This window comes from Shigella sp. FC1967, from assembly GCF_001743005.1.
Classification (GTDB): domain Bacteria; phylum Pseudomonadota; class Gammaproteobacteria; order Enterobacterales; family Enterobacteriaceae; genus Proteus.
The window spans coordinates 1-1291 of sequence record NZ_MIIZ01001015.1; the positions used below are offsets into that span (position 1 = coordinate 1).

The following is a 1291-nucleotide window of genomic DNA, read 5'->3' on the forward strand; positions in this document are numbered from 1 at the left end:
TTTACCAATAAAGCCGCTGCAGAGATGCGTCATCGTATTGAAGACTTAATTGGTACAAGCCAAGGCGGTATGTGGATTGGCACTTTCCATAGCCTTGCTCATCGTTTATTACGTGCACACTATCTTGATGCAAATTTGCCACAAGATTTCCAAATTATTGACAGTGATGATCAATATCGCCTTATTCGCCGTATTGTTAAATCAATGAACCTTGATGATAAACAATGGCCTGCCCGTCAAGGTATGTGGTATATCAATGGAAAAAAAAGATGAAGGTTTGCGACCGCAACATATTCAAACTTATGGTAATCCTGTTGAAGCAACATGGTTAAAAGTATATCAGGCATACCAAGAAGCATGTGATCGCGCGGGTCTGGTAGACTTTGCGGAGCTTTTATTACGTGCCCACGAACTTTGGCTTAATAAACCTCAAATCTTAGAGCATTATCAAAACCGCTTTACCAATATCTTGGTTGATGAATTCCAAGATACTAACCGTATTCAATATGCATGGATAAGAATGTTAGCAGGTCAAACTGGTAAAGTGATGATTGTAGGTGATGACGACCAATCTATTTATGGTTGGCGTGGTGCACAAGTTGAGAATATTCAAAATTTCTTAAATGAGTTTCCTGGCGCAGAAACTATCCGATTAGAGCAAAATTATCGTTCTACAAGTAATATTCTAAAAGCGGCAAATGCACTCATTGCCAATAACAGTGACAGATTAGGTAAAAACCTATGGACTGAAGGGGCTGAAGGTGAGCCTATTTCGCTGTATTGTGCTTTTAATGATCTGGATGAAGCGCGTTATGTTGTCGGTCGAATTAAGCGCTGGCAAGAAGAAGGTGGTGCGCTAACCGATTGTGCCATTCTTTATCGTAGTAATGCCCAATCTCGTATAATGGAAGAGGCGTTATTACAAGCGGCGATGCCATATCGTATCTATGGTGGTCAGCGCTTCTTCGAGCGCCAAGAGATCAAAGATGCCCTCTCTTATATGCGATTAACGGCTAATCGCCATGATGATGCTTCTTTTGAACGCGTGGTGAATACACCAACACGGGGCATTGGTGATAGAACATTAGACATTGTTCGCCAAGTCGCAAGAGATAACCAAATTACCTTATGGGAAAGTGCATTACAGGTTATCGAACATAAAATGCTAGCAGGGCGTGCAACAGCCGCAATACAACGGTTCTTAGAGTTAATTGAGACGTTGGCTTCTGAAACCGCAGACATGCCACTACATGTACAAACAGACCGAATTATTCGTGATTCAGGTTTAAAA

1 pseudogene is annotated in these 1291 nt (G+C 41.4%); it reads left to right on the forward strand.

The annotated features are described in order from the left end of the window. A pseudogene (locus BHE89_RS17525) lies at nucleotides 1-1291 on the forward strand (UvrD-helicase domain-containing protein); the annotation flags it as partial.